Below are 19,269 nucleotides of genomic sequence, written 5' to 3' on the forward strand. Positions count from 1 at the left end.
GGTTTTATTTCCAGTTTCTGAACCCAGTTGGTGGGTAAATCCATGTAAAATCCTTTTCATACCCTTTTCGCAAAGTATCAGAGTGGAAATACCATTTCTTATCAATAAAATGGTAAAAGGCAATACATAAGACACCTTTAGAATCAATAGTTATTACATCTTCGCTGTATTCTTCCATATCTTCCTTCTCGCTTACAATTCTCCTTTCGGGCACAATTGTATTCTTATGCAACTGAATATGTGCGCCTATTGCAGGTAATACTTTTTGCTCTTCCATAATAGCTTTTGGTTTTATTTATACTTAACTGGTTCGTTTGGTGCCCATGTAGATACACAACCAGTTTTATCTATAGTAACCACATAACAGTTATCTATTTTATCAAAGTATTGAATTACCCCTGTAGTGGTCAAGTCACCAAAGGAACAGACCTTGGTTCCTTTCCTAAGCCTTTTCTCGTTCATATCATTTGGTTTTTATTGCGGCTTGACTGCTTTTGAATCAATCTCCAAGTTGCATTGACAGTGAAATGCATTTTGCGTTCTGTAGTTTGGAGGAAAATAGCCAGATGCCAGCATATAAGGCTGTGAAGGCTCTGAAACCACTAGAGTTACTACTTGTGTTTTTTTTTTTGCCAATTCATACCGCACAAATTCCTTTATCTGGTTTTCTGTCATGTCTGCCCCTATGAGCAGGGTTTCCCCAATTACCCTCGTGCCATCTTGTTTAATGGTGTAGTTAACAGGGTAATACTTGCATGGGTCGATTAATAGCGACCAATTTATATGGTGTTTCATGGGTTTTGTATCAGGTTTATCTTTAGTTATTAGCGTACTTGATGAACATCTGATTGATTGCAAAAGGCCACCCTTTGAGCATAGCCAAACAGGTTAAGAGTTGACTATCTATATGCTCAGAAGTTGAGATGTGCCCCTTTAGCCAAATGCGCTCATGCAGGGTTAAATCCTTATAAGTAAAAGGCTTCATAATCATTAGTTAAAGGTTAAACTCACTGCTCAACCCCACTTCAGGGGGTTCAGGCTTCTCTTCCAGACGGCGAACACGACGAAGAGCGCGGCCCCTATCCAGAGCCCGTATTCCAGGAGCACCGCTGTCCAGTCCTTCTTCTTGGTGGTGTTGGTGGCGGTTGCTGTTGCGTCCCCTGAGGCGGTTCCCCCTTGCCCGGCGGTGTTGGCTACCGTGGCGTTGGAGACCGCAGACCCCTTGACCTTGCTTTCGTCATTGCCGGCCTGACTGTTGGCGCCTATCGTGCTTCCCCCGGTAGCGGTCTGTTGGTTGACGTTGATAACCGCATTCTTGTATTTGACCTTTCCTCCTCCCCCGAAGATCCGGGAGAAGAGGCCTGTCTTGGTGGGTGTCAGTTGCTGACGTTCCAGGCTGTCCAGGGCGAGTTGCACCACGTGGGGCGGGAGACTGTCCACCGGCTGGGGTTTGGCGGTCTTGCAGGCGCAGAGCAGGCAGAGGGCGAGGAAGAGGGCTAGCTGTCTCATATCAGGTCTTCCTCAGTGGCCTCAGATAGTTTAATAAGAAACTCGCCTGTTTCCTTTAGCTTATCTTGATGAACGGTAAACCGGAACTCATTCAACTCAATGCCTTTCACCACCTCGCCTGAATTGGACAGGTTATAGGTAGGCTTGTGGGTTATAATAATAATTTCATTTAGCTGCACCAAGTCGCTTTTGGCGTTCTTCTGGTAGTAGATATTTGTTCTAATTGAGGCTAATTCGTTCATCTTATTTCATCTGGTTAGTGGTGGCAAATTGGGAGGCCCGTCTCAGGCTCTCCTCTTCTTTCCCCTGGCAGCCGGGGCACGGGCCGCACTTCTTGGCGGGCGGGGCGGTGATCGTCAACTCCCGGAACTCCTGGAATTTGGCCTTAATGATCTCGGTGGCTTCGGGGTTGGTCATTGGGCGGTTTCCTCCTTACCTGAACTGAGGAACGGGATCTCCGTGCTCTTGCCCTTGTACTTGGCGTACTCCAACTCCAGCTTCGCGGTGCGGATAATGGTGCTGGAGGTCTTGGAGATGGAGTTCAGCCTATCCAGCTCCTTCTCGCTCTTCTCCCCGGAGTAGAACAGTTCCAACTCACTTATCAGGTTCTCCCGTAGGTTCCTGACGTTCTTGATCTCTTTTTTCTTTTCGTTTTTCATCTCTGATAATCCTGTTGGTTTTAATGATGGTTCTGGTGGCTTCAATTAGTTCTGGGTATTGGCGCACGTCTGCGGGGGTGAGGCCGGTGTGGTGGCAGAGTTGGCGGGCTACATAGTTATCGGTCAGTTTCTCCTTCGCCCGCCTTATGGATTCCCCGCTCTGCCTTGACCTTCGGGCTTTGACCTCTGGGTTTTGCACCCATTCCCGGCTGCACTCCTTGCACCTGCCGAAGTGCCCGTCTCTGAGCCTCCGGTCCTTGAAGAATTCCGTTAGCGGCTTCTCTATGTTGCACCGGATGCAGACCTTGTTCATCTCTTTGGGGTTAGGGGTTAACTTTTGGTTTCATGCCTAGGACCATCATCCCGGCATCTCGTTTATGGCTTTCCGTTTTTAGCGTTTTAAGGCCCGTCAGGCTCTCGAAGTACTCCGGGGTTGTCTTGGTATTGGTTGGGGGCTTCAAGTCGTATGACAGGCCTAAAACCTTGCAAAAAGCCTCCCAATCTTTGGAGTAGGCTTTCACATACCCTACCCCCTGGTCTTTGCGGCTGCTGTTCTTGCTGGCAAAGAAGGCGTTGCCCCTTACCAGCCTCGCGTCCTCAATGATGAAGTGGGGCACGGCCCGCTCTGACTTGCAGGTCTCCACGAACTCCCTGAGAGATAGCATGGCCTCGGCGTGTGACTTGTACTGGTGCAGCTTCAGCACCTTGTGGTGGCTGTACCAGATGCCTACCCCCGTGGTGCTGCCGGGGTCTATGCCGATGAAGATGCTCATATGAAAAGGGCTTGGGTGACGTCCTGCATCCTGGTTTCCTTTTTCAGGGCCTTGGCCAGCTTGTGGCACCGCCCGGTGTAGGGGCTCCGGTAGCGTCTCTCGGTCAGGTCAAACCCCCAGCGCCAGAGGAAGAAGGTGAAGACGGTCTTCTCGGTGGGCACCCACCCGTTGGCGAACAGGAACCCCTCAAAATAGCTATGCCCGTTCATTGCTGCACCTCCCTTTCTTCCATGATGATGAGGGTGCCGTCCGTGTCGAAGGCGTGGCACTTGGGGCAGTAGTGCTTCCCGCGCCGGGTCACGTGCCAGCCGCTTTCCTGGATCTGGTCGGTGAGGCCGGGGCGGCTCTCCCACGCGGTCAGGGTCATGCCCGACTCCTCCATCTGCCACGGCTCTGCGCAGTTGTCGCAGGTGGCCTGAAATACTTTGACTTCTCGTATCATAACTATGCTGCTTGGTTAAGTGGTTGCTGTTTGGTTTGGTGGTACTTGGTGAGGTTCTGCCAGAGGGCCGGGTCTTTCTTGAGGTTGTGCCTTCGGGCGAACTGGGCAATGGCGCCGGCGGTCCGGTAGAAGTCCTGCGCCAGCGTCTTGTTGGAGCAGGAATGGTACAGGCGTTTGAGGCGCTCGGTCTCTTCCCGCGTAAAGGGGCGGTAGTGCCGTAGCCTCCGGCGCTTTATCCCAAGCTGGTAGGCCTTTGCCCTCAAGGATTCGCAGGAGCGGTTCATCTGGCGGCTCAGTTCCTTTACCGGGGTTATCGGGTACAGCCTTTTGAGGGTCTTGACCTCTTCCGGGGTGTACTGCCCCTCTTTCAGGGTGTGGCGCTTATACACGCCCTTGGCTTTCCGGTTCCGGGGCATGGTGTTCAGGTGGTGGGCTGTCTCAGTCATTGTCTTCGTCATAGGGGTCACGGGCAAAGTTTCGGCAGAAGCCTCCCTGTTTGGCGCGGGCGGCGGCGATGGCGTGGGCCAGGGCCTTGACGCTGGCCAGGTCGTCGGCGCTCAGGTGCGGGTGGGCCAGGGCGAACGCGGCCAGGTGCTGGTCAATCTCGGGGGCGGTCATATCTAGCGGTGGCAGAATACGCCGCACGTCTTATGGTCAGGGATATTCTTGTATTGGCTCTTCATCTCTTCCAGCCCGAAAAGGGCTATCTCCTGCTCACACTCATTGGCGATGGTTTGGTACCCAGAAGGGAAACAGGCGTTGATGCCGAAGAACTTCCTCTTCCCAGACTTGGTAAAATGACGGGTACCAATGTCGTTTAGCTTTACCTCAAAGGCCTGGTCTTCCAGGAACCCCTCACGGTTAAAGAAGTATTTGGCCTTGGCCTCTTTCTTTCCCCTGAAGAAGCACTTCCGGCATCCTCCCCGCTGCATGTAAGGGGGGAAATGCGGTTCCAGCCCTTTCTCCTGCAACAGTTCTATGCAGTCTTGCCTGGTGTGGCCGTCTTCTGCCAGAGGCGTGGTATATTGCACATTTGGTAGAGTTGATAGGTTACCAACCCTATCCAGGATTTCATCTGCGTTGAGACCTATCATCAGTTCAGAAGAGCCTTGGGTGCGCAGGTATTGGTCTATTGGCGCTATCTTAAGCATCCTAGTGCAGTACCGGGCATTCACATTAGGAAAATACCCATAGGCCAGGGCTACGTCTTCCAGGGTGCTGCAATCCTGACCTTTGGCATGGATGCTAGGCTTTACTCGTACCATCTGGAAGTCCCCGTTATGGATCACCTTCATGGCGGCTTCCACGAAATCCCAACGCTCGTACATCTCAGGCTCCTCGTCCCCGGTGTCGCAGACGATGGCGGTTGCGCCCTTGCCGTACAGGAGGCACATGGTGGTGGATTCTACCCCACCGGAAAAACTGATAAACTTCTTCATCTGCTCTCGGTTTTGTCGTGGTCGTTTCGGGCCTTCCGCTCGGCGGTGACCAGGGCCAGCCCCTCGGGCAGGTCGGGCCGCTTCTCGCGGTAGTACCATTCCAGGCGCTCCAGTTGGTCGGCGGCGTAGTGGCGCAGGGAGCGGCGAAGGCTCTCTTTCATGCCCTCGGAGTAGTCGGTGTGGTTGGTGTTCAGCATGGCTTCCTTGGTTTTAGGTGGATAAAAACTATACAAGCGGTTGATGCTCCAATTCCTCATAGCGTCTGGTGTAGGTGTTGAACTTGAACTCCGCAAAGCCCACCTTCCCGATGAAGTCAAACTTCACCTTCTGCACGTACACCCGGGTGGTGTGCTCCTCAAAGTCCCGGTACACGCTCAGGCCGTTGTAGGTCTTGTTGTAGAAGTTGGCGCTGCCCGAGATGCTGTACATGGTGGGCACGGCGAACTTCCCGCTGCTCTCGCTCTTGACCATCTTGGTGGGGTGCGCCACCAGGAACACATGCACGTTGTAGAGCTCCGCGAAGTCCACGATGTGGTCATAGATCTTGCTCACGTACTCCGTCTCGCTCATGGCACCGGGGCGGGAGGACTCCACGCAGTTGTAGGGGTCAATGGTGAGGCTGCGGATGCCTTTCCGGAGCACCATCTCCCGGCCCTTCTCCAGGATGCCCTCAATGGTGGGCTTTATCTCCCGGCGGTCAATGAAGAAGAAGCGGTCCCGCATAAACTCCTTTGCCGCGTCCTTCTCCCCGGGCGTCATACGGTCCAGCGAGTTCTGGAAGGGCTTCCCCACGAAGCGGTGGGCGATGCGGGTGTAGTGCAGCGCGGCGCCGCCGTTCTCGGCGGCGAAGATGCCATGGACCCATCCGTGCACCCGGGCCAGCCGTTCCAGGATCTCGTCCAGCACCTCGGTTTTCCCGTGGGAAGGGATGCCGGTGATGGTGGTCACCTCCCCTCCCCGGAAGGAGATAAGGGTGTCCAGCTTGCGGTAGCCGACCTTGTCCCCACTCGGGAACCCGTTCTCGTAGTAGTCGTCAAAGGTGGCCTCCACGCTCTCCAGGGTAATCACCCCCTCAATCGGGAAGGTGCTCACGTTCTGGAACATCTCCTCAATGTAGTCCTCCCCGTGCTTGAGCAGCACCTCGTTCATGTCCTTGCAGCCTTCCGGGTAGTCCACGTAGTAGCAGCGGTCCTTGCCCAGCCGGCGGGCCAGCTCGTTTCTCAGGGCAATCCCGGGCTCGTCGTTGTCGGTGGCCAGCACGATCATGGTCTTGTCCTGGAAATACCGGGAGCAGTTGTCCAGGTACTCCATCTTCATGTCCCCCTTGCTGGCCCCGTTGGGCACGGAGATGCAGGGCTGCTTGGTGGCCTGCCACACACTCATGGCGTCTATCTCCCCTTCCACGATCACGCAGTGGGTGAAGCCCTCTATGGCGTCGATGTTGTAGAACACCAGCTCGGCCTCCGCCTCCATGGTAAAGGTCTTCTTAGCCTTGTTGTCCTCCCGGTAGTCGTAGCGGCTCTTCACGTTCACGATCTCGGTGTTCTTGATGTAGGGGAAGGCGATGCAGGGCACCTTCTTGCCGGCCTTGTGGATATATTTCTGCACCGGGCTGATGAGGAACTTCTCCAGCGTGGCCCGGGTGATGCCCCGGGTCTTGCCGAACCACTCCACCATCTTCTCGGTGGCGGGCTGCGCCTCGAACTCAGGTTTTTTGTAGACCTTCCCGGGCTCGGTGCCCTTCTTGGCCAGGCTCCCCTTCCAGGGGCAGTAGTGGCAGTTCCACACCTGCGTGTCCAGGTTGACGCTCAGGGAGGTGTCGCGCTTGTTGGAGCGGGCGTCCTGGCATTTGGGGCACGTGGTTTTGATCTGTCCGGACACCTTACCTCTGAGGTTGATGCCGGTTTCGTTCCAGTCGCGGTAAATCTCCATCTCACATTACCATTCCGGCCAACTCTCCCGTTCTGATCGCTCCCGTGGGGGCGTGGGGCAGCAGCTTGCGGAATCCCTTTTCCGCCGCGTCCACCACCCAGCTGTTGATGGCCCCGTAGTCTGATTTATAGGTGGTGCCCTTTGCCTCCTTGTGGTTAGCCAGCTTCTCCAGCATCCACTCCGTTTTGTCTTTGCCGTGTTTATCCAGTAGGGTTGAATATTCTTTTTCAGTTAAAAAAACCCCGGGTGTATATTCTTCTTTCTTTTCCTTTTCTTTCTTTTCTTTGCTAGGTAATGCTATAGCATTGCTAGACCTTTGCTTAACCTTTGCTTTTGCTTCGCCACCTTTTCGGCCTGCTTCCACTCGTTTTAGCCTTTTCTCCTCCATTTTATTCATTCTCCTTAATAGGGAATCAGAGTAGAACCCGTATTCGTTTTCATCAAAAAGCTCAAGTGAATGGCACCTCTTTAAAAAGGTGGAAAGCTTATCTTTGCCAATGTTCAAGCTGAGGGCTAGCCCTGCTATGGCATTGGTAGGGTAATGGTAGTCTGTCCGCTCCCTGAGTATTTCAATGATGGCCCAATAAAGACCGTACCCCTCCCATCCAAACTCAAGGCGTAGCTCCAGAATCTTATCGTCATTCCTGGCGTTTGCGTCATGTGAAAAATAATATGGTTCGTTTGCCATGGTGTCTCCTTATGCTGCTGTGTCAAACCTTGAATTGTATTCCTCTGCCAGTTGGTGGGCCTTCTCAAAATCATCCGGAGTGGTCCCGCGCTTGATGTAGGCCCCGCGCATCCAGCGGAATCCCTCCTGGTAGAAGCGCCTGTTCCAGTTGGGGGGCACATACCCCTGCATCATGATCTCCGTCACCCCGAAACTCAGGTTAGTCCGTGCTTTTGCTGGCATGTCACTTGGTTCTATAGGTGGCTGAATGGTCTATGCCGGCAGCCTTGCGTTCGGCTATCTGGCGGTCAATGCTGGCCTCCACGGCCTTGTATTTCTCCCGGGAAACCTCTGAGATCACCAGCACCGTCTTGCCGTATTCCAGGCGGGTGAAGAGGGTGCGGTGGTCCTTCAGCTTCCGGAAGAGGTCCACCCGCTGACCGTCATAGGCCAGCGAGCGAACCTGGGCCTCGTTAGAAAGGAAGTCCGGTGTCATCGTCTTCGCTCTCCATTGAACTGCCCACCACCTCCATGTGCTGCGGGTGCTGCTGGGCCTTGTATTCCTTGCTCTCCTTCACCGCGTCCTGCAGGAACTCGGGCAGGGTAGCGAACTTAGCCATGTCAAACTCCGCCACGCTGAACTCAAAGGAGTCATTAATCTGGTCCGGACAGGTAAAGCCCTTGGGCATCTTAGAAATGGAGCTAATCACCGCGTAGGGGTTGCCCGCCTTGCTCTGCTTGTGAATGATGTTGAGCATACAGGGCACCCCCAGCAGCTTGGTGATGTCAAAGGATTTGGCCTCTGCCTCCGTGAAGACCTGCCCTCTCCAGCTTTCCAGGTCTTTTCTTAGGGAGGATTTCTCGTGCATGGACAGGGTGTATTCCTTGCTCACGATGTAGGGCTGCTCCCCTTCCCCTTCTTTGAACTCCTTGGTCTCAGTGGGTAGCTCAAAGGAGAGGCGCACCTTGTTGAGTTCTTTCTCCGTGCCCTGGATGTTCTCCAGGCGGGTGCCGATGTGCACCATGGAGTAGCAGCGGGCCATGTAGTTGCCGGCCTCTACCGGGGTGTAGGACTTGGTGCCGTTGGATGTTGCGATAATTGCCATTGTGTGGGTGGTTTATTGGTTAAAGGTGGATTGCTGTTTCAAAATCTGGACAAGCGTACTGAGCTTGCATCGGAGGGAGGCGGTGGGCACTTTCATGTGGCGCCCTGGCTTTTGGTGAGCATGAGGGAGTAGTCCACTTCCCTGCCGTCTGCCTCTATGGCGATAAGGCTGGTCAGGCCTAGGCTCTTGGCCTTTCTGATGGCGGCCTTCCATGAGTAGGAGGCCCACCGGCTCTGGGGCCGGTAGACCACCTCTCCCTCTTTGGTGGTGAAAACTGCGTACTGGCTCATCCGGTCTTCCTGAGTGGGGTAAGGTTCTGTTTCGGGGCGGCGGGCAGTTGCTTGGGCTTGCGGCGCACGGCGTCCAGGCTTCGGGTTATCTCTTCAAAGGCGGTCTCCACGGCCTCCTCCATGGTGGGGCAGGCAAAGGGGGCGGTGGTGCGCACCTGCCGGTTCACGGTCACGGAGAGGCGGGTGAAGTGGCAGGTGCAGGCGGCTTCCCTACGGGTCCAGGTGCAGGCCTCGCAGGCGGTGTAGCCGGGCACGTCCTTGGCCAGTTGGTGCAGGCGGTTGGTCAGGGCGGCGCTCATGCGGCTTGCTCTTTAAAGGTGGCCTCTACATCAATCCCGCCATGCTTCTCAATCACCTCCTGGATTATACTGCAGGGCACATATGGATAAACCGTGTCTGTCAAGTCTTCTTCATTCTCAGCAAACTCTGCTATCACACTTTCCTCAGAGGAGGGGAAGCCTATTTCCATCCTGCTATAATGGTCAGAGGCGGTTCTGGGGTTGCAATAAGCCCCCCGGTTACCCTGAACTGACATACTAAACCCATCTTTGCAAACTATTCTGGGCCTTAGCGCCCAATCGTCTCCAGTAAATGTTTGTGCTACAAATTCTTCTAGGTTCATAACTAGGCTACATTAAAAAAGAGTGAATACTGCCCCTTCTCGTCGGTGAGGGGAATGCTGGCGTCCTGTTCCCTGCCCTTTTCGTGCAGTCCTCCGTAGGTCCGTTTCATGTTTACCTGAGTGTCCTTGGCCGGCACAAGCGACAGAGACTGCATGCGGTCGTTGGGTCGTTGCCGGAACCTGCTTTTAAGGCAGTCCTGAATGCAGATTTCCGTGATAAGGTCAGAGGGCAACAGGTTGTAAAACAGCACCTCCTGCAGGCCCAAATCTTCCGGTGTCAATTCTTCCACAGCGGTGCGGAAAGAGGCCATGTGCCCGTTTTCTGTCGCTTCCAGGTAGACGTACATGTGGGTCTGGTTGCGGTGCCAGAAGCCCAGTATCGGGTATTCTTTGCCCGGCACAAGGCCATTGCTGGCATCGTTGGCGCGTATCCTGTCCCCCGGCTCAAACCCGTGCCTGTTTTCCAATGGGTTGCCCTGGTGCGATTTGTACATAAGGGGCGGCTCTGTAATTCCCCCTTCCTGCCGGTCTGAATGATTGATGTAAAGAGCTTCCATATGCGTATGTGAATTAATGGTGGTATAGCTTAGGGGCGGGTATGGGGGGTTAGGCGAGGTGCTCCACCTGCAGTCGGTTGCGCTCCATGAAGGCCAGTACGTCCCCGTAGGTAACCTTTCCCTCCGTGCGGGTGAGCCGGAAGCAGTCGCCCTCGGGCTTGCCCAGGAGCACGGCCACGTGGGAGCGGCTGCAGCTCCAGAGGGTGGCCACCTCGGCCTGGGTGAGCGTCATCCAGGTGGGCATGCCGGCGCAGTGGTCCTCGTTGATGAGGCGCTTCTCGCTCTCGGAGAGGTAGAATCCCCGGATCTTGCCCTTCTTGAGGTGGTTGACGATGGTGAGGCGGTTCTTCTGCCTCAATGCGGCCATCTCGTTTATCTGCAGGCCGATGCGGCGGGAAAGTAGCTGGGTCATGGGGTTGTAGCTTAGGGGAGTGAACATCTTGTTTAGAATAAGCCGGTTAGCTGCACGGCGAGGCAGAACATGAACAGGAAGAAAAGCACGACGATGGCGGCGGTTTTTAGGGCTTTCATGGGGTTAAGAGTTAAAAGGTTGGATCAAATGCAGGGAAGTACTCACGGGCTTCATAAGCAATGCAATGCTTTGGCATCACTTGGCTTTCCTCAAATTGCTCAGGGTATCTCTCTACAAGGCCGTACACCTCAGCGCCGGGGGTGTGTATCTTCTTCTCAAGTTTGGTGCACCAGTAGCCTTTGTGCTCCCCTGTATTGTTCTGCAGATGTATGCAGTCATTGGCGCAGGCGGGGCGGGTTTCCTCATTCCCAAAGCAGATAGGCTCATGCTTGGCGATGGTGTGCTTGGTGAAGGCCTTCTTGCTGCAGTGCTCGCAGTAGTAGATTTTCTTTAGTTTCTCAATCATGGCTAGGCTACTTTGGGTTTAAGTCCTTTTTTCTCGAATAGGTCATGTAGGAAAGCACGGCCCTTTTCGGTCCACATCAGTTGTAGGTGGGTCACCATTACCCCAAGGGAATTGGGGCGGGGTACTTTCTTGTGGAAGGTGTAGCCGTGGCCCAGGTACTTGGAGCATAGGTGCCATTCATCCCCTACCTTGCGCTGCACTCCCCACTTTTTCAGGAGGGTATTAAGGGCGCGGGCCGACATATTAAAGTCCTGACCCATAGAGGTGGCGGCGTGGCCGTTCTCGCTTTGTAGAACCTCGTTGTAGTAGGCTACCATCGGGGCTTGCTGCTTCACGGTGCCTTCCAGGAGCAGGGCTTTCTCTTTGTAGATCTTCGCTTCCTCTAAGGCTAGCTGAAATCCTTCTGCGATCATCTCCTCTTTAGACTTAGGCTGCAGGTGCACTTGCCCGGTAGTCAGGAGTTCCTCAATTTTTGAGTCTACCCAAACTGAGAAGGTAGCAGACAGCCATTGGGCATATCTAAGGGTTAGCTTTTGGCAGAACCATGTGCCGGCATTATTGCCCCCGTTCTGGGTGAAGAAAAGGTCAGTATGGGATTTCCCCACACTGGATGCCAAGGCGCCCAAATATTCTAGGGTTGAAGGGAGCCTTAAAAATTCAGCAGGCCTCTTCCCAAAGGGTTTTGCCATTTGGGTAGCGTTTACCATTATTTCACCACCTAGTGAGAAGGTGATTGGCTGCTCTTGGTATTGGAATACTTGTGTAAGCATGGCTAAAAATTGATTTGTTGTATAATGTTTATCTTGCTTTGCATTTAGGAGATAGGCTATGCGACAGCTTTTAAGGCATCCAACCTATTCTGTTCCTCAAGCCGCTTTGCCTTGGTCTCCTCGGCTAGCTTGATGACTTCATCCCAAATCGGAGAGGTGGTGACTTCATTTAGCACAACCTGATTGGCGTACTGCTTAGACCTCTTGGTTTTCTTAGCTAGGATAATGGTGTAATTCCTCGGCATCAATTCCCGAATGGTCACTTCTTTGTCTCTTTCCATTGGTTTACATTTGGTATATTTGTTATTGACGATTAGTATACTACAAACATACGCTCAGTTGACAGAAAAGTCAATAGATTGAACGAAAATAATTTATCAATTGAACGAACTTTTACCTAAATGACTGTAAATCAGCGACTAAATTTTCTGATAGAAAGCCTAGGAATGAACATCAATAGCTTCAGCAAGTATGTTGGGGTGAATGAAGGGACTACTAGGAACTATATTGACAGAGGAAGCAAGCCTGGGATTGAGTACTTAGAGAAAGTATTTCGTTCAGTTGAGGGATTAAATGCTTCTTGGTTATTAACTGGGGAAGGTGACCCTTTTATAAAAGGAGGGAACAGTAAAGAAAAAGATACTCAACTGCAGGTCTTCACCAACGGAACGGAGAAACACCATGAACTGCAGCACATACCCTTATATGATATAACCGCCTCAGCGGGATTGAATGCACTATATAATAGCTCTAATAATATCTTAGATTACATCCAAATACCGAACCTCCCCCGCTGCGATGGCGCCATCTACGTGAAGGGAGACAGCATGTACCCGCTGCTGAAGCACGGAGACATGGTCGCCTTCCAGCGCCTAGTAGATTTGCCCGATGAAATAGACTTCGGCAATATGTATGTGGTGGACATGAGCACGCCCAACCTGGAAAGGGTTTATGTGAAGTATGTGCAGAAGTCTGAGCTAGGGGACAAGTACGTGAAACTCGTCAGCTACAATGAGAAGCACCACCCGCCCAAAGACGTGCTGCTGTCCAAGATAAGGGCCATGGCGGCGGTCAAGGCCAGTATACGTTTAGCATAACAACTTTTAACCAATATTATATATGAAAAAGCTATTGTTACCCCTTTTGCTTCTTCCCCTCTCTGCCTTCGCGCAGGACACCCTATTCGTAAAGGGTGGGACCAAATTCCCCGTAACCATTCAGAAGGTGGATGACGGCAAAGTATACTATACTGCCAACGGCGGGGCCGGCTCAATGCCGATTGCAAATCTAGAGCGCTATTATTGGTCAGAAGCGGGTTCCATTCCGCAGCGGAAAGACAACGTGGTTTATATTGAGACAGAAGACAGCCCAGAGGAAGCCTTTGTTAAAATGGGGAAGATCCTAGCAGAAGAAAACTTCACCATTATTACTGCTAATAAAGAGATTGGCATAATCAATACCGCTTCAAAGCCACTTACCGGGGTGGTTGGTGCCGCCCTAAACGCCAATGTCCGCACGAAACAAGGGAAAACTATCATAGCCATGACCGGGATATACGATGGCACTGATGTCACCCTTTATGGTGTTACATCAAAACAAGAGTCTGAGATATGGTACGCCACCTCTAATATGAATACTATGTCAAGGGCTTGGGATGAAATGGAGAGGATAGCAAAGGCATACTCTGGCGGTAAGATTACCTATGGCAAGAGGTAGAAAAGTTAAACTTGAATACCACCTTGCGACACACCATAAAATTATAAACTCTGATAATCAGCACATTAGCTAAGTGAATGTGATTCCAAGTGGGCCCACGTTGACTCAGAAGCACTTATCTCCAAAAGAGGTAAGTGCTTTTTTGTTTTGCTTAAATTCCAGATCCGTCATTCCCCATCTCTCGTTGGGACAGGTCGCGACCTGTCCGTGTTCCAGCAGGACGGCGGCTCCTTTACCCTCTTGAAACCAATGATCGCGGGAATGCGTGGTTCAGATATGCGTGCGGACAGGGTACCGAAGGTTCAGGAATGCGTGGTTCAGATATGCGTGCGGACAAGTCGCGATCTGTCCCTACGAGATCGTGAATATGATTACCTTCTGAAAATATCATCCTGCCATTTTGCCGGATTGGTTTCAATGTAGGTCTTAATGTTCTGGTACGCTTGTTCATGGCGAAGGATGTGGTCATGGAAGGATCTTAGCCAAGTAAACGCAGGCATACCGGCCAGGCGAATATGTTTTGAGGTGGTGCTTTTGTAAGCCCCCATGAGTTCAGAAATAGATTTAATCTTTGGATTTTCAAGAGAAAGTAGGGGTCTACTGGCACTTGTCTCCCCTTCTTCCCTATCCCATTGCTGATTAATTTCTACCAGCCCATGCACATGGTTGGGCATGACTACAAATGCATAGGAATACACATACCGGTACCGCTCCATGACCACCTGCCACTGTTTTTCCGCTATAAGGCCTAAGGAATTTAACACCATCTCCCCTTCCACCACTTCGCCAAAGACACAGGCCATGTCTTTCACGCACGAAGTCACAAAATAGATCGCCTCCCTGCTATAATCAAAGCCGGGCAGACGGTTATGTTCGGGTTGATTTCATAAAAACAGGGCAAAAACGGAAGCACAAAAGACCAAAGTATACGGCACCCTCACCCCATCGATCCATTTCCTTCGGCCCAGTGTAGGGACAGGTCGCGACCTGTCCACCTGCGGTTCAACCCCCTAGCCGCCACCTATGCATCGGGTGAGCATGATTCTCGGGAACGAAGGAAGATCAGGAACGCGAAGGCAAATAGATACCCGGGAATGCGAAAAGATCAGGAATAGGGAAAGATCAGGAATGCGATAGCAATGCGGGGATGGACAGGTCAAGCCCTGTCCGTACGGAGGAAGGGTAATGTTTTAGGACAGTTTTTGGAAAAAAGGGCTTGAAACAGAATTGACCTGCAAGCGCATGTCATCCCCCCCCTACCTCTTAAAAGGGAGACAAGGAAGAGGGAATTGCCGTGCAGACAGGTCAAGCCCTGTCCGTACGGGTCTGGGTTAGTTTTCAGTTTTGGGGCCGTTTTCTGGAAAACAGCTCCAAACAGGACTATGTTTCTGTATTGATGGGCACCTTAAGACGCCTGCGCCAATGAAAGGCGGAATGAATGTCTAAAAGACTTCCGCCCAGCCTAAGCTAGACAAATTTATAAAAGACAGGGTGCCGACAACTGTAGTAGTTGCCGGCACCCTGTCTTTTAACTACTCAAATGTTTACCGCTTTTTAAGTAATTTAACAGAACTCATACCTGACTTGCTGATTTTACGAGCCAGATACATTCCTTCTGTCAAGCCACTTCCATCTACTTCAATCTCAATCGCTTCATTGGCTTTGGCTTTGCCAGATCTCAGTTTTTTAATCAGGGTTCCGTTCAAATCATAGAGGTTGATGACGTAATCTTCGCTCCTCGCAGATTTAAACTGGATGGTGGTTCTATCACTAAATGGAATAGGATAAGCCACCAACTTGCTATCCTTTGCAAGGCCCACCGACGCTGGTGCTTTGGCTGTCACCGAGGAGGATGTATTGGTTGAAGCTGTGGGGCAACTATTAGACATGTAGTTCAAACAAGTGGTAGGATCTGAAGTACAACCATTAACGGTAACAGTTATGCTGAAGCCTCTACCTGCTTGTAAACCTCTAATTTCTAACTTCCCGTTATTGGTGTTCAAAACAGGGCTTTTTGTTCCGGAAACACCTGTTTGCGTTAAAGAATAAGTTGCTCCTGAAATAGGACAGAGTATGGTCACATAAGGGCTCCTTACGGTATCGCAAAGGGTTGCCTCTGTTACGGTCACCACTGGTCTTGCCACTACCGTTGGTTGATTGAGCGTGGTAGAATAATTTGCTGTACATCCGTTGGCATCAGTTATAATTACTGAGTACGCTCCTGAACTAAGGCCAGTGCGGTCTTGCGGGTCATTTGTTCCTGGCAGGTCAGCCCAGTCATAAGTAAAGGGAGCTATGCCGCCAAAAACAGAAAGATTAATAGCCCCATCATTAGTCCCATTACAAGAAATTTGTGTAACAATGGCACTGGCAGACAAACCTGTAGAAATTGCAATGGAAGGCAAGGTTCCGCATTTGGGAGCGATGAGTTCAGGGTGTAACGTTAAAGTTTCACAAGTACTTTTTTTCGCAGCGTCTGTCCAGGCTAAATACAGGCCGGTTAATTCTAGAGTTTGGCCACATAAATAAGTAATTTGACCTGTAGATGATATTGGGTTAGGTCCAGTTCCGGTTAACTTCACAACATTAAAGGGCATTTCTGTGATAGTATCTTTGACAATTGGGCCATTACAACCTCTAATGTAGGTAGTGCTGTAAACGGTGTTATCACTATTTTTAATTACTAAAGTCCCCCAGAAAGCAAAGCTAGTACGGGTAGAACCTGTCTTGTTGTCAATGGCTAATAACAATGGGGCAGTAATGGTTTGACCTTCTGTACAGGATTGACAGGCAGCAACATCTAACCTGGCACTTACCAGTTCCAAATCTTTAGAGGTACATCTATCAGCAGAAGGTAAAGTTACCTGGGCAAAAGAAGTCCCGGCCAATAATAAGAGTGCAAATACTGCCATTACAGCACGCAAAAATTTAGTTGTCGGTATTCTTGAAATAGAACTAGCTAAATCCTGTTCTTTCAATAACGGCAATCTACCTCCATCATCTGAAGCAGTAAAATATGTAAAGGAAGGTAAGGAAATGTTTTTCATGATAATAGTGCATTAATTTCTCAAGGCAAATAAGTTAATACCAACAATTCACTTACCTTAAAAGCAGTACTTCATTTATTTAGGCAATAGCATTTACTTCATAGCTTTTTTAAAAACTATTAGCTAGCTGAAGTATTTCAGCTTGTTTATGCCTTTAAATACAAATGAAATCCGACTGCCCTAGTAAGACCCTGGCGTAGGAAAAATTATTTCAATGGCAAAAGTGGGACAATGGTGAATGGCAATAGAAAGGGAGAATAGAAAGAAGAGGGAGGCAGCAGAAAACCTATTCAATGAGAATAAATTATCGTTTTTGTCTTTTATTGACAAAAGATAAAAAGTTTATCTGTACAGGATTAAAGGATGATTTTTGAAGCTTCTTTAACTATATAATAACAAGTTAATGTTCTCAACTATTTAAAATATCTGACAAACAGATTTACAGGTAGAACTTAAAAAGAACTATATCTATATAGCTTAAGCCTATTAGAAGCAATCTTCTAATCTTTCTTACGAAGGGGGCGTGTAAGAAATCGCATCAATTAAAGTATAAATACTTAGGTACTTAATTTATACTCTTATACCCAAATTATGTTCAAGGTAAAGTGTTAAATAATCTAAGATTGCAGCAAGTTAATCTGACGGAGTACATTAATCTCTTTTACTTATTTTTGAAAGAATAATTGAGACTTTACTTTATACCAGAGTAGTGGGCAAGGGCAAATCACCCTAATCAAATTTGGTAGACTTGCTTGTACTTCTCCTAATGTTCACCAATGCCAAAGAAGGGCTAGGGCTTAAGGCAGGAACAAGGATGGAAGCGAGATTGCGTCCAGACAATTCCTAACCAGTACCACAAGCCTGCCCGCCCCTTTCATTATCCAAAAAGATTAGTGCTCAAATACCGGTCTCCCCTATCGCAGACAATAAATACCACCACCCCAGATTCCAATTCCTGGGCTAGCTGAACCGCCGCGTGCAGGGCGCCGCCGCTACTCATGCCGCCCATAATACCTTCTTCTTTGGCCAGCCTTCGGGTCATGGCGGTGGCCTGTTGTTCACTCACGTCAATGATGCGGTCTACGCGCTCCTTCTCGTATATTTTGGGTAGGTACTCCGGGGACCAGCGCCTGATGCCCGGGATGTTAGAGCCTTCCGAAGGCTGGGTGCCCACAATCTGGATAGCAGGGTTCTGCTCTTTCAGATACCGTGACACGCCCATAATGGTACCGGTGGTTCCCATGGCACTGACAAAGTGCGTGACGGCGCCCTTGGTATCGCGCCATATCTCGGGGCCGGTGGTTTTGTAATGGGCCAGGTAATTGTCTGGGTTGGCGAACTGGTTTAACAGGTAATAGCCTTGGGTGGCGGCCATTTCCTCGGCTAGTTCGCGGGAGTATTCTATGGTTTTGGCCGCCGGGGTGAGGATTACCTCTGCCCCGTAGGCTTCCATGGCTTTCACTCGCTCCATAGAGGAATTTTCTGGCATGGTGAAGGTAATCTGCACGCCCAGGGCCTGGGCCACCATGGCTAAGGCAATGCCGGTGTTGCCGCTGGTGGCCTCTACCAACCGGTCCCCTTCCTTGATTTCGCCGCGGTCGCGGGCACCTTTGATCATGGAATAGGCAGCGCGGTCTTTCACGCTGCCGGCTGGGTTCTGGCCTTCCAGCTTCCCATAAAGCTTCACTTTCTTGTTGGGGTTGATGGTCTGGATCTCTACCAGCGGGGTGTTGCCAATCAGGTCAAATAAAGTCATGTTCGTTTTCTTAGAAGGGTGAGGCCTACTATAGCATACGGTAAAAGCATCAAACTATTATAAGGTCAAGCCGCGTGCCATTATGGGTAAAACCTCAAGCCAACGCAATGTCTTTGGCAAAGCCAAGCTTTCTACCAGCCACCTTTTTACGCAAGTGGAGTTTTCTTAGCCGTATAAGCCAATTCCCAGGAAAAGGTTTGCCATGTTTTCTGGTTTGCCCGGTAGGAAACTTGCCCTATACAAGCAAGAATCTGCTTCCAAATTAAATGACTAAGCCCAGAAGTGTCCTTTAAAAACCACCAACCCACGTAAGTCCCGTTTAAAGAGGAAGCAATATTTTAAGCGGACCTACCACCCAAGATGAAAGGATCTAAAAAGCCACTGCGTCCTTTTATGTCCCCGCCTCCCTTTAAAGAGACCACCCTTGGTCTGGTCTCTTTAATCTGCCTGCTCACGTTCCATAAAATACGGATAGCGGTGCTGGTTCACCAAGACACTGCGTTTGATGCGCGTTTGTTTGCCTGGATACCTCAGATCTCGTCACCGGGCCTTACGCTGTTCATGCGGAAAGTTACTTTTTTTGGCTCTTCTGAGTATTTCATGGTGGCGCCGCTGGTGCTGGTGTTCCTCTTCTCCTTTTACCGGGGCATGCGCTGGTACGCCCTCAGGGTGCTGGTAATTACGGGTAGCGCCGTCCTTCTGCACCAAATTCTTAAACATAATTTTAAACGCATCCGCCCGCCCGAAGGTCTGCAGGAATACACGGGTTTTGGGTTTCCCAGTGGCCATGCCATGATCTCAGCGGCCTTTTACGGGGTGCTCATTTACCTGGTATGGTCCACGGGTTTAAACAAGGGTAGGCGCTGGGTACTCACTTGCTTGCTCACGGCTTTTGCCTTGCTGATCGGCTTCAGCCGCATCTATTTAAAAGTACACTACCCCACAGACGTACTAGCCGGTTTTACGGTGGGGGTATTCTGGCTTCTGCTTTCTATTTACCTGCTGGATAAAGCCGAAGCCCTTTACCGCCACCTGAAGTCGGGAACTAAACATGCGCCTAAACAAAGTAAAAGGTAAAAACAATGTGCTTTTCTGTTGTCCCAAGT

General features: G+C 50.7%; 33 protein-coding genes. 3 read left to right on the forward strand and 30 right to left on the reverse strand.

Going from position 1 to position 19,269, the window contains the following annotated elements; translation table 11 throughout:
* Positions 1-4: 4 nt before the first annotated feature.
* The 27 genes from ACYVJQ_RS11860 to ACYVJQ_RS11990 form a co-directional block, all read right to left on the reverse strand.
* The gene (locus ACYVJQ_RS11860) at positions 5-277 is read right to left on the reverse strand and encodes a hypothetical protein (RefSeq protein WP_460893288.1); all 273 of its coding nucleotides are present in this window, start codon (positions 275-277) and stop codon (positions 5-7) included.
* Between the two features lie 197 nt (positions 278-474).
* Positions 475-795 (reverse strand): hypothetical protein, encoded by a 321-nt coding sequence (locus tag ACYVJQ_RS11865; protein WP_460893289.1) that lies wholly within the window; start codon positions 793-795, stop codon positions 475-477.
* A 219-nt stretch (positions 796-1,014) separates the two neighbouring features.
* On the reverse strand, positions 1,015-1,440 hold the full coding sequence (locus tag ACYVJQ_RS11870; protein WP_460893290.1) for a hypothetical protein: 426 nt from the start codon (positions 1,438-1,440) through the stop codon (positions 1,015-1,017).
* A gap of 65 nt (positions 1,441-1,505) precedes the next feature.
* Positions 1,506-1,751 carry a hypothetical protein gene (locus tag ACYVJQ_RS11875; protein WP_460893291.1) on the reverse strand — a complete coding sequence of 82 codons (246 nt, stop codon included), beginning with the start codon at positions 1,749-1,751 and terminating at the stop codon, positions 1,506-1,508.
* Position 1,752: 1 nt separating this feature from the next.
* A complete protein-coding gene (locus ACYVJQ_RS11880) occupies positions 1,753-1,926 on the reverse strand; it encodes a hypothetical protein (protein ID WP_460893292.1) in 174 nt (57 codons plus the stop codon).
* On the reverse strand, positions 1,923-2,102 hold the full coding sequence (locus ACYVJQ_RS11885; protein WP_460893293.1) for a hypothetical protein: 180 nt from the start codon (positions 2,100-2,102) through the stop codon (positions 1,923-1,925). Before ACYVJQ_RS11885 ends, ACYVJQ_RS11880 begins: the two co-directional genes overlap by 4 nt.
* A 1-nt stretch (position 2,103) precedes the next feature.
* Complete coding sequence (locus ACYVJQ_RS11890) at positions 2,104-2,481, reverse strand: hypothetical protein (protein ID WP_460893294.1); 378 nt, start codon at positions 2,479-2,481, stop codon at positions 2,104-2,106.
* A 10-nt stretch (positions 2,482-2,491) separates the two neighbouring features.
* Positions 2,492-2,941 carry a hypothetical protein gene (locus ACYVJQ_RS11895; RefSeq protein WP_460893295.1) on the reverse strand — a complete coding sequence of 150 codons (450 nt, stop codon included), beginning with the start codon at positions 2,939-2,941 and terminating at the stop codon, positions 2,492-2,494.
* Entirely contained in the window at positions 2,938-3,150 is a 213-nt protein-coding gene (locus ACYVJQ_RS11900; RefSeq protein WP_460893296.1) for a hypothetical protein, read from the reverse strand. Before ACYVJQ_RS11900 ends, ACYVJQ_RS11895 begins: the two co-directional genes overlap by 4 nt.
* Positions 3,147-3,383, reverse strand: a complete 237-nt coding sequence (locus ACYVJQ_RS11905) for a hypothetical protein (protein WP_460893297.1) — start codon at positions 3,381-3,383, stop codon at positions 3,147-3,149. Before ACYVJQ_RS11905 ends, ACYVJQ_RS11900 begins: the two co-directional genes overlap by 4 nt.
* Before the next feature lie 2 nt (positions 3,384-3,385).
* Positions 3,386-3,829 carry a hypothetical protein gene (locus tag ACYVJQ_RS11910; protein ID WP_460893298.1) on the reverse strand — a complete coding sequence of 148 codons (444 nt, stop codon included), beginning with the start codon at positions 3,827-3,829 and terminating at the stop codon, positions 3,386-3,388.
* Positions 3,822-4,028 (reverse strand): hypothetical protein, encoded by a 207-nt coding sequence (locus ACYVJQ_RS11915; RefSeq protein WP_460893299.1) that lies wholly within the window; start codon positions 4,026-4,028, stop codon positions 3,822-3,824. Before ACYVJQ_RS11915 ends, ACYVJQ_RS11910 begins: the two co-directional genes overlap by 8 nt.
* Positions 4,004-4,822 (reverse strand): adenine nucleotide alpha hydrolase family protein, encoded by an 819-nt coding sequence (locus ACYVJQ_RS11920; RefSeq protein WP_460893300.1) that lies wholly within the window; start codon positions 4,820-4,822, stop codon positions 4,004-4,006. Before ACYVJQ_RS11920 ends, ACYVJQ_RS11915 begins: the two co-directional genes overlap by 25 nt.
* Positions 4,819-5,079: a hypothetical protein gene (locus ACYVJQ_RS11925; protein WP_460893301.1), complete on the reverse strand. Its 261-nt coding sequence runs from the start codon at positions 5,077-5,079 to the stop codon at positions 4,819-4,821. The genes ACYVJQ_RS11920 and ACYVJQ_RS11925 overlap by 4 nt, the downstream gene beginning before the upstream one ends.
* Positions 5,048-6,499, reverse strand: a complete 1,452-nt coding sequence (locus tag ACYVJQ_RS11930; RefSeq protein WP_460893302.1) for a toprim domain-containing protein — start codon at positions 6,497-6,499, stop codon at positions 5,048-5,050. Before ACYVJQ_RS11930 ends, ACYVJQ_RS11925 begins: the two co-directional genes overlap by 32 nt.
* Before the next feature lie 256 nt (positions 6,500-6,755).
* Positions 6,756-7,442, reverse strand: a complete 687-nt coding sequence (locus ACYVJQ_RS11935) for a Lin1244/Lin1753 domain-containing protein (RefSeq protein WP_460893303.1) — start codon at positions 7,440-7,442, stop codon at positions 6,756-6,758.
* 9 nt (positions 7,443-7,451) lie between these two features.
* Entirely contained in the window at positions 7,452-7,664 is a 213-nt protein-coding gene (locus ACYVJQ_RS11940; protein ID WP_460893304.1) for a hypothetical protein, read from the reverse strand.
* Between the two features lies 1 nt (position 7,665).
* A complete protein-coding gene (locus ACYVJQ_RS11945; protein ID WP_460893305.1) occupies positions 7,666-7,917 on the reverse strand; it encodes a hypothetical protein in 252 nt (83 codons plus the stop codon).
* A complete protein-coding gene (locus ACYVJQ_RS11950) occupies positions 7,895-8,527 on the reverse strand; it encodes a phage replication initiation protein, NGO0469 family (RefSeq protein ID WP_460893306.1) in 633 nt (210 codons plus the stop codon). Before ACYVJQ_RS11950 ends, ACYVJQ_RS11945 begins: the two co-directional genes overlap by 23 nt.
* A gap of 92 nt (positions 8,528-8,619) precedes the next feature.
* Positions 8,620-8,817, reverse strand: coding sequence for a hypothetical protein (locus ACYVJQ_RS11955; RefSeq protein WP_460893307.1), 198 nt, complete (start codon positions 8,815-8,817; stop codon positions 8,620-8,622).
* Positions 8,814-9,116: a hypothetical protein gene (locus ACYVJQ_RS11960; protein ID WP_460893308.1), complete on the reverse strand. Its 303-nt coding sequence runs from the start codon at positions 9,114-9,116 to the stop codon at positions 8,814-8,816. The genes ACYVJQ_RS11955 and ACYVJQ_RS11960 overlap by 4 nt, the downstream gene beginning before the upstream one ends.
* Positions 9,113-9,352, reverse strand: coding sequence for a hypothetical protein (locus ACYVJQ_RS11965; RefSeq protein ID WP_460893309.1), 240 nt, complete (start codon positions 9,350-9,352; stop codon positions 9,113-9,115). The genes ACYVJQ_RS11960 and ACYVJQ_RS11965 overlap by 4 nt, the downstream gene beginning before the upstream one ends.
* Positions 9,353-9,441: 89 nt before the next feature.
* Positions 9,442-9,996 (reverse strand): hypothetical protein, encoded by a 555-nt coding sequence (locus tag ACYVJQ_RS11970; RefSeq protein WP_460893310.1) that lies wholly within the window; start codon positions 9,994-9,996, stop codon positions 9,442-9,444.
* Positions 9,997-10,045: 49 nt separating this feature from the next.
* Positions 10,046-10,408, reverse strand: coding sequence for a hypothetical protein (locus tag ACYVJQ_RS11975; RefSeq protein WP_460893311.1), 363 nt, complete (start codon positions 10,406-10,408; stop codon positions 10,046-10,048).
* A 130-nt stretch (positions 10,409-10,538) separates the two neighbouring features.
* Positions 10,539-10,874, reverse strand: a complete 336-nt coding sequence (locus tag ACYVJQ_RS11980; RefSeq protein WP_460893312.1) for a hypothetical protein — start codon at positions 10,872-10,874, stop codon at positions 10,539-10,541.
* A 2-nt stretch (positions 10,875-10,876) separates the two neighbouring features.
* On the reverse strand, positions 10,877-11,644 hold the full coding sequence (locus tag ACYVJQ_RS11985; RefSeq protein WP_460893313.1) for a phage antirepressor KilAC domain-containing protein: 768 nt from the start codon (positions 11,642-11,644) through the stop codon (positions 10,877-10,879).
* Positions 11,645-11,700: 56 nt separating this feature from the next.
* Entirely contained in the window at positions 11,701-11,925 is a 225-nt protein-coding gene (locus ACYVJQ_RS11990; protein ID WP_460893314.1) for a hypothetical protein, read from the reverse strand.
* Positions 11,926-12,090: 165 nt separating this feature from the next.
* On the opposite strand from ACYVJQ_RS11990, the gene ACYVJQ_RS11995 reads away from it, so the two are divergent.
* Positions 12,091-12,741: a S24 family peptidase gene (locus ACYVJQ_RS11995; protein ID WP_460893315.1), complete on the forward strand. Its 651-nt coding sequence runs from the start codon at positions 12,091-12,093 to the stop codon at positions 12,739-12,741.
* 22 nt (positions 12,742-12,763) lie between these two features.
* Positions 12,764-13,360: a hypothetical protein gene (locus ACYVJQ_RS12000; RefSeq protein WP_460893316.1), complete on the forward strand. Its 597-nt coding sequence runs from the start codon at positions 12,764-12,766 to the stop codon at positions 13,358-13,360.
* Between the two features lie 371 nt (positions 13,361-13,731).
* Here ACYVJQ_RS12000 and ACYVJQ_RS12005 read toward each other — a convergent pair whose 3' ends face one another.
* The 3 genes from ACYVJQ_RS12005 to cysM form a co-directional block, all read right to left on the reverse strand.
* Positions 13,732-14,163 (reverse strand): transposase, encoded by a 432-nt coding sequence (locus ACYVJQ_RS12005; protein WP_460893317.1) that lies wholly within the window; start codon positions 14,161-14,163, stop codon positions 13,732-13,734.
* Positions 14,164-14,904: 741 nt separating this feature from the next.
* Entirely contained in the window at positions 14,905-16,407 is a 1,503-nt protein-coding gene (locus ACYVJQ_RS12010) for a T9SS type A sorting domain-containing protein (RefSeq protein WP_460893318.1), read from the reverse strand.
* Positions 16,408-17,284: 877 nt separating this feature from the next.
* Positions 17,285-18,163, reverse strand: a complete 879-nt coding sequence (gene cysM / locus ACYVJQ_RS12015) for a cysteine synthase CysM (protein ID WP_460893319.1) — start codon at positions 18,161-18,163, stop codon at positions 17,285-17,287.
* 393 nt (positions 18,164-18,556) lie between these two features.
* On the opposite strand from cysM, the gene ACYVJQ_RS12020 reads away from it, so the two are divergent.
* Positions 18,557-19,240 carry a phosphatase PAP2 family protein gene (locus tag ACYVJQ_RS12020; protein ID WP_460893320.1) on the forward strand — a complete coding sequence of 228 codons (684 nt, stop codon included), beginning with the start codon at positions 18,557-18,559 and terminating at the stop codon, positions 19,238-19,240.
* The last annotated feature ends 29 nt before the right edge of the window (positions 19,241-19,269 follow it).

The organism is Rufibacter soli (assembly GCF_054781795.1).